The organism is Mycobacterium sp., from assembly GCF_032162105.1.
Lineage (GTDB): Bacteria > Actinomycetota > Actinomycetes > Mycobacteriales > Mycobacteriaceae > Mycobacterium.
In genome coordinates this window covers 1-7,954 of sequence record NZ_JAVRPS010000519.1, presented here as the reverse complement: position 1 = coordinate 7,954, position 7,954 = coordinate 1, and the positions used below count along the sequence as shown (strand labels likewise).

The window sequence follows — 7,954 nt, the reverse complement described above, 5'->3', positions numbered from 1 at the left end:
GTGGTCCGCCACCAGGTGGGTGAGCCGATGCAGATGAGGTCGTAGCCGCCGCTTCGAACCTCATCCGGAATCCGGATCTCCCCAGTCGCGCGCCGTGTCTGGGCCGGCAGGACGCTGAGCATGTCGGGCCACACCCGTCGCATCGGGAAGCGGGAAAACCGGTCTGCATACCGCCGATCGGTGAATTCGATTTCGGCAGTGCGCACCTCGCACCCCCGCTCACGGAACACCTCTCCCGCAGCCTCGAGCACCCTGCGGGCCTGCCCCGTGTACGAGTAGTAGAGGAGCAAGACCCGCGGTCGCCGATCGCCGCCCTCGTCGTCAATCTCGTCCGTCATTACCGAACCTCCTCGTGGTCGGGGTCGAAACGTTGACGGGTCCGAACGCATAACGGTGGTACTGCAACGCCTTCCGCACCGGCGGGACCGCGCGAACAAGGCACCTCGCCAGCCGGAACGCGGTCGAGGCATGCAACATCGTGCTCGCGTCGAACAACGAGGTGGCGGTCAACAGTCGGACCCCGGGGACCGTGTCGAGGATGCCATCCGGGCTATTGACGGCCCAGTGCAGCGTCGAACCGGACCGCCGCACCAGCTTCTGCCTCTTCTGCGACCTGATCGCGAGCCAGTTGTAGAAGTCGATCTGCAGTTCGCCGTACGGAAAACGCTCGACGACCCGCCTGAGCAACGCGACGCCTTCGTGTTCCTTCAGATACATGCTGATGCCTTCGGCGAGCAGCAGCGTGGGGCGGTCCGCAGGAATCCGATCGAGCCAGGACGGATCCGTCGCGGACGTGGCGATGAGATGATAGTTGGGGCGTGTGGGATATATCTTCTCGCGCAACGCGATGACGGCGGGATAGTCGACGTCGTACCATTCCACGCCAGGACCGGGGTCCAGCCGGAAGACCCGGCTATCCAGACCGCACCCGAGATGCACCACCGCAGCGCCCGGGTGGACTGCCAGGCACTGTCGTGCCCAGATGTCGTATTGAGCGGTGCGCACGGTGATCAGCGGCGCCCACCTGCCGGTAATCCCGATCGCGTGCCAGTCGTAATCGAGTCGGCCGACCGCATCCTTCGCGTACCGATCGCCCAGCACCGGGCGCTCGAAGTCAGCGTCCAGCGCCTTGAGGTACAGAGTCGTCAGCATGGTCTGCGCGGCGCCGCTGAGGTCGACCGGAACCTTGTTGGTCATCGAAACTCCGTCGACGGGCCGATGCTAACTGACACCGGTTGCGGCGTGCTGCTCGGCAAGGGAGCAGAGCAGCGACCGTATGACTTCGGTCGACCGTTCCGGCGCCGGCGCGTGGGAATGGTGCTCGATGAACAGTCGCTCGGCGAAGATACCACCGGAGTACATGTCAATCCCAGCGTTGACGGCGAAGTACATGTCGCTGTGGCAACCGGTCATCTCAACCTCGGGAGGTGTACGGACCGGAGGAATCAGGCCGTTGTCGGTGAACATGACGACATCGGGCAAGCCGGGCGGATTCCCGACGTACTGAGGGCTGAAGTGAAGCAGAGACTGCTGGACGACGCCGTCGGACACGTCTGCTTGGAAGGTGTCGGCGATGTCGCGGGCTAGTTCCGCGATGTCGGTGTCGTGGTCGATCTGGGCGAGGTAGGTGGCCACTCCAAGAGGGTTGGTGCACGCGGTCGCCGACACCGGCGGCGAGAGGAAGTACCGCAGGTCGACGGGATAGATGTAGGGAACCGGAATGTTGGGCGTGTCGCGAAGTTGCCACTCCGCCAGCAGGATCGCTGCAGAGAACACCGCGTTCGAGCGAAGCCGATGAGTCCGGCAGAACGAGATCAGTTGGTGGGTCTCGCGTTCGGTCAGCCGGCATCGAGCCACGGGGACACGCATGGGCAGACCCGGTCTGACGTCCGCGGTAGCCCGCCGGGATGGAGGTAGCGCGTGGGCGAACATGGCGGGCATGAACCGCTCGAGTCCGGACCGCTTCTGTTGTGCTACCCCCCGTTCGGCGAGCGTTACCTCCAAGGACACCGGCGCGGGCTGGACGGTGACCGACGGGAGGCTTCCCGTCCGGACGAGGTCCGTGTAGGACGAGAACAGCTCCTCGATGAAGGTGAATTGGTGGTGTCCGTCGGCAACGCAGTGATGGATGTAGAGGGTCGGCTCCGCCTGTCCGTCACGAATGGTCAGGCGCAGATGTATCAGCGCTTCGCCCTGGTCGAGGTGCATCCGCGGCGATTCTGCCGCCGGATCGTCGAGCTCCACCACGTCCATTCCTGGGTGCAGTAGATCGTCGACGACGATCTGGTGCCGCCCGTCGGGAAGCCGCTCGAGGTGCCCGGCAAGAACCGGGTGCGCCTCGAGCAGCGCATCGAAGGCCGCCGACATCGCGTCGATGTCGACCGGACCCTTCATGTGCGCAGTGAGACCTACGAAATTGTGTGTCTCGGCGAACATTTCCTCGCTGCGCGCCAGGTTGCGAATGGCTGAGGTGGGAAACACTTCAAACCCCCTGGCGGCGATTGGTCGGGACGTAGGACATCATTCGCGCACACTCGCCCTTCGAAATCCGATCGCCATCGGTATGGCACACACGAAGGCGATGCCCGTCGACCAAAGCAGCAGCCCGACCAATGGTTCCAGCACCGGCCCGCCCAGCGACAGTCCGCGCATCGCCTCGACGGCGTAGCTCACCGGTTGGTGCTCGACGACCGGTCGAATCCAGTGTGGGTATTGATCGAGCGGCACGAAGCCGGTGCTGAAGAACATCAGCAATCCCCAGATGAGTTCCGTAGCCTCCACCGCAATCGTCTTCGCCGAGTACAGGGCGAGCGTTATGACGATCACCGTGAACGCCAACCCGAAGGCAGTCGGGACGAACAGCCACGCCACCGAAGCCAGGATTCCCTGCCGGAAACGGAAGCCCAGCACGAACGCGGCGCACATGACGACCACGGTGGTGCCCACGATGCGGACGGCATCGGCAGCCAGCCTCGACAACAGGTCGGACGCCCGGTGCACGGGCAGCACCCACAACCGGGACAACAAGCCGTCCGTGCGTTCACGCATGAGGCCAAGTCCGCCGACCATCGAACCGGACATGGCCCCGACCATTGCGATCAGCGGGACGCTGCCATACAGGGCACTGTCGCCGGTGACCTCCGAAATACCCTTCCCCAGGACGATGTTCAATGTCACGAGCAAGGCGACGGGCATGATCAGCGACTCGAGCACGGTGGCGGGATCGCGGCTCCACCGACGAAGTACTCGCGCGGTGAGCACCCAGGTGTTCGGTACGAGCCGCCGAGGCGAGTTCTCCCAGGGGCCCCGCCCAACCGTCATGACTTCGGATGCATGAGCCATCATCGCCGCCTCGTTGCAACGAGGCGGTGCAGCGGAATCACGATCACGATCAAGCCCACCAGCCAGGCCATTGCCGGCCCGACGATGGACCACGTCGCCTCGCCTGCCGCTGCCGTGCTGTCTCCTGCCAACGCGCGCAGTGCGGAGACGAACTGCGATATCGGTTGGTCCCGAACGAAGGGTTGAATCCACTCCGGGAAGCGTTTCACCGGTTGCAGTCCGACCGACAACTGACCGAAGATCATCACCGGCAGCAGCATCAGAGGCACGGTGGCCTCAGGATTCTCCGTCGCAACGCCGATCAGGTCCCCGAGCAACGACAATGCCGCCCCGATCAGCAGCGCCACTAGACAGAAACCCACGGTTTGCGCCACGCCACCGTAGAACCGGAACCCGATCACATGACCGCAAATCAGTGCGGCCGCCAGAGCCACGGCACAGCGGTACATGCTCGCCGACATCCGTGAAGCGACCGGTGTCAGCGGCGCAATCGGCATCGCCTTGAATCGCCGGTTTATGCCCTGCACCGAGTCGGTCGCCGAACGGAACGCCGCCGAAAGGGCGGCGAACGCGATCCCGTTCAGCACGATCAGCGGCATTAGATACTGTGCATAGCTGCTCATGCCCTGGATGTAGGCACCCATGATCTGTTTGAGGGGGATGTAGAAGCCGACCGTGAACATGATCGACGCGGCGGCCAGGGTGAGCACTTCGCCATTGCGCAGGGTAGGTGTGATCACGCGAACCGTCAGTACCCACCATTGCCGCGCGGTCGATGTCGGCGGCCGGACGGTCAGCCCGACGGCTGAGGTGTCGATCACGAGAGCAGTCCCGCCTCAACGCGTCTCGCGGAGATGTCTTCTGCGCTGTCGGATGTCAGTGTCAGAAAGACTTCGTCGAGCGAGGGTCGGCGCAGCGCGATGTCGCGCAACTCGATGTTCGCCGCACTCAACTGTGACAGGGCCTGCACTAGGGTGTTCGGGCCGTCGGGCGCCGGCATGGCGATGCGGTCTGATGCCGGTGTCAACGCCGTCCGGTGCTCCTCAGGCAACAGTGAGCCCAGTGCCTCGGCCACGGCGGCGAGATCCTCCAAGTGCAGCGGGACTATTTCGCAGTAGGTGGCTCCGGCTCGCTCCTTGAGTTCGTCGGCCGTTCCCTGCGCGATGACCGTGCCGTGATCGATCACGACGATACGGTCGCTCAGCGCGTCGGCCTCCTCGAGATATTGGGTGGTCAACACCGTTGCGATGCCCGCCACCTTGAAGGAGGACACCAGGTCCCAGATGCTTTGCCTGCTGCGTGGATCCAGTCCGGTCGTGGGTTCGTCGAGAAACACCACCTCGGGACGGACCACCAATCCGCAGGCGATGTCGATGCGCCTGCGCATCCCACCCGAATAGGTACCGACGCTTCGGTCCGCCGCGTCGACCAGGTCGAATTGGTCGAGCAGTTCCTTCGCCCGCGACCGCGCCTCCGACTTCTTGAGCCCCTGCAGCCGACCGAACATCACCAGGTTCTCGCGCGCAGTGAGCAGGTCGTCAAGGGCCACCTGCTGACCGGTGAGCATGATGGAGCGTCGCACGCCGGCCGGATCGGTGAGCACGTCGTACCCGGCGACTGCCGCGCGGCCGCCATCCGGCCGGGTGAGCGTCGACAGGATGTCCACCGTTGTCGTCTTGCCCGCACCATTGGGACCGAGTAAGCCGAGGACCTCTCCGTGGGCGACCTCGAAGCTGATGTCACGCAGTGCGACGACCGAACCGAACGACTTGCGGATCCCGTCGACGACTACGGCCTTACTGTGTCGAGACATTCGCTTCTCCTACACCTCGGCCGACGACAAGTCCACCAGTTCCATCTCCTCACCGGCGGCATGGTTTTCATCCTCCGCGACGGCCTTCCGGCTCAGTTGCGTCAGAGCGATCGAAAATGCCTCGGCCAGTGAACCCACCAAACCCGGCTCGATCCGGCGGCTGTCATACCACCAATCCATGTGCAGCACACCAGCCGAACGGTAAACCCGGAGCTCGACGGCATGACCGAGGCCTGGGATCGTGTCGCGCACTGGCATCGCCGTATCGGTATCGAACTGAACGGCATCATCACCTGACGCCAGGGCCGGTAGGTCGGGAATCGTCCCGACGTTCGATAGGTAGATGTCGGCTGGGCGGGCGGCGGCGAGCAGCCGCGCCGTTGGCGCGTACGTGTACCGCAGCAGGCCGTACCCGATTCCGTAGTGCGGCACGGCATTCAGTGTGTCGTTCACATCGTCCAACAGTTGTTTGGTGTTTTCGTCCTTGCCCTTCGCGCACGTGAGCACGACGGGATAGACGGTGGTGAACGAGCCAACCGTCCGGCGCAGGTCGACGTCCGGCCTCAGAACAGACCGGCCGGACCCGCCGAGGTCGACGGCGACGGTACCCTCGCCGACGGCTTCCGCGATCGCCCGGCTCAGTGCGGCCACCAGGATTCGGTCGAGCGACAACCGAAGCCTGCGCCGTGCGTCGTCGATCTCCATGGTTTCGGAAACGGTCAGCTTCGACGACAACAGCACCAGGTCGTCGACCTCGGGTCGCTGTCCATCTCCCGGGCTGGCCACCCGCAGAGTCGCTTTCGTCGCGTTCTCCAGCCAGAAACCACGACTCTCGACGACCGCGGGATGCGTGGCGAGCCCGGCGCAACGCTGAGACCACTCGCGCCACGATGTGGTGACGGGTTGCAGCTCGATGTCTTCGCCGGCCAGGTGCTGCCCGAACGCGGTAAGGATGTCGGTGAGCAGGATGTCTCGTGAGGCATGGTCGCCCACCATCGCATGCAGGCTGATCGCGAGGTAGCACGGGCCACCGGGCAGGCCACGGACGTACGCGGCGGCCAGCGGCGGGCTCGACGAGTCCGGTCCCTGAAGGTGTTCCTTGAGGATCTCGAGTACGGCTTCCCGCTCCTGCGGGCTTGCGGGCTCCGCGGCGTCGAGTGACCGGGTGGCGAGGTCGCTGAACTCGTGGGGTTCGTCGACGTGCTGCTCCCACGCTCCCGCGCGCTCAACGATCCGCAGTCGCAGCGCATCGTGATGATTCGTCACGGCCGTGAGTACCGACCTGACGTCGTCCACCGCGACATCGGCGCGCAGTTGCAGGATGACGGGAGTGCGCCAGGCGCCGGTATCCCGCAGCCCATGCTCGAGAAAGTACGCGATATTGGGCGGAACAGGTGGATTCGCGGAGTCACCCGGCGACTGGCGGCCCAGGCCGCCGGCCGTATATCGGGCGGTGAGTGCGCCGGCCAGGGCAGCCAAGCTCTCGTGCTCGTAGAGGTCCTGCGGCGTGAGGTCGAGTCCCTCGTTCGCAGCGGTCATCGCTACGCCGATCGCGATCAGCGAATCACCGCCGAGCTCGAAGAAATTGGCCTTCCGGTCGATGGAGTCGACACCCAGGCACTGCGCCCAAATGCGCTGCAGGGCGGTCTCAATCGGCGAGCTGCCACTGGTGGCCGCGCCGTTCCCGCCACCGGGCTCAGCCGAGGGTACCTTCGTCATCCCATTCACCGCAGTGGCACTCTCTGGCCGCTCGACGATGGCTTTGCGGTCCAACCAATGCCGCTGGCGTACAAAGGGATAACCCGGCAGCGACACGCGGTTCGGCCGACGGCCCCCTGATAGGGGCGACCAGTCGACGTCGACACCCGCCGACCAGAGTGCTCCGAGCGCAAGCAGGAACGTGTCGCGATCGTCCTTGTTCTGAACTTGGTGGCGCATGAGCCGTACCGCGCGGTGCGCATTCGACCACCTGGGGTGGCGCATTGCGGAGGCCGTCAGGCTCCCACCGGGACCCACCTCGACGACGAGGCGAGACGGCTCGGCGAGCAGTACGTCGAGTTCGTCGGAAAACCTGACGGTGGCCCGTATTTGGCGCGCCCACGTCGCTGGATCGGTCGCCTCGTTCGGCGACATCCATGTTCCCGTGATGTTGGACAGCAGGGGTATCTGCGGCTCCTGAAGCGTCAGGCGAGACAGAAAGCCCTTGAACTCCGGAATCACCGGATCCATCAACCGTGAATGGAAGGCATGCGCCGTGCGAACCCGACGAGCCGCGATCCCTCCCTCGGCAAGGCGATCCTGGAACTTGCGAATGCCTTCGTCGGAACCCGCAACGACACAGCTGCTGGGGTCGTTGACCGCGGCCAAGTCGACGTCCGAGGACAAGTACTCTGCCAGGGCATCGGGACTCAGGGGCACCGCGACCATGACACCGCGCGCTGACGCATGCATCAGACGTGCGCGCATCGATACCGCCTTGACCGCCGTGGGGAGATCGAAGACTCCTGCGACGGTGGCCGCGACGTACTCGCCGATACTGTGTCCGGCCAGCGCCGCCGCGCGAACACCATAGGACTCGATCAACTTCGCCAGCGCGTATTCCACGGCGAACAGTGCGGGTTGGGCCCGATCGGTGCGCTCCAAGTTCCGTCCGGCCCCGTCGAATACCTCCGCGCTCAGGTCGATACCCAATTCCTCGCTGAACCCCGCGGCGCACCGATCGAAGTGTTCGGCGAACACCGGCTCGGATTCATGGAGGCCGCGTGCCATCCCGACGTGCTGAGCACCTTGGCCGGGAAA

The 7,954-nt window shown here is 64.8% G+C and carries 7 protein-coding genes; all 7 read right to left on the bottom strand.

Translation table 11 applies throughout. From position 1 onward, the window contains the following. Nucleotides 1-338, bottom strand: a 338-nt coding sequence (locus QOC69_RS26835) for a flavodoxin family protein (protein WP_526445396.1), incomplete at its 3' end; no start/stop codon positions are given. After that, a complete protein-coding gene (locus QOC69_RS26830) occupies nucleotides 322-1,197 on the bottom strand; it encodes a class I SAM-dependent methyltransferase (protein ID WP_526445394.1) in 876 nt (291 codons plus the stop codon). The genes QOC69_RS26830 and QOC69_RS26835, both read right to left, overlap by 17 nt. A gap of 24 nt (nucleotides 1,198-1,221) precedes the next feature. Continuing rightward, nucleotides 1,222-2,481: a phthiocerol/phthiodiolone dimycocerosyl transferase family protein gene (locus QOC69_RS26825; protein ID WP_526445392.1), complete on the bottom strand. Its 1,260-nt coding sequence runs from the start codon at nucleotides 2,479-2,481 to the stop codon at nucleotides 1,222-1,224. Nucleotides 2,482-2,520: 39 nt separating this feature from the next. Next, nucleotides 2,521-3,345, bottom strand: a complete 825-nt coding sequence (locus QOC69_RS26820) for an ABC transporter permease (RefSeq protein ID WP_526445390.1) — start codon at nucleotides 3,343-3,345, stop codon at nucleotides 2,521-2,523. Then, entirely contained in the window at nucleotides 3,342-4,163 is an 822-nt protein-coding gene (locus QOC69_RS26815) for an ABC transporter permease (protein WP_526445388.1), read from the bottom strand. Before QOC69_RS26815 ends, QOC69_RS26820 begins: the two co-directional genes overlap by 4 nt. Further along, entirely contained in the window at nucleotides 4,160-5,155 is a 996-nt protein-coding gene (locus QOC69_RS26810) for an efflux ABC transporter ATPase subunit, DrrA-related (RefSeq protein WP_526445386.1), read from the bottom strand. Before QOC69_RS26810 ends, QOC69_RS26815 begins: the two co-directional genes overlap by 4 nt. A 9-nt stretch (nucleotides 5,156-5,164) precedes the next feature. Then, nucleotides 5,165-7,954 (bottom strand): acyltransferase domain-containing protein (locus QOC69_RS26805; protein WP_526445384.1); only part of this gene is annotated, 2,790 nt, incomplete at its 5' end.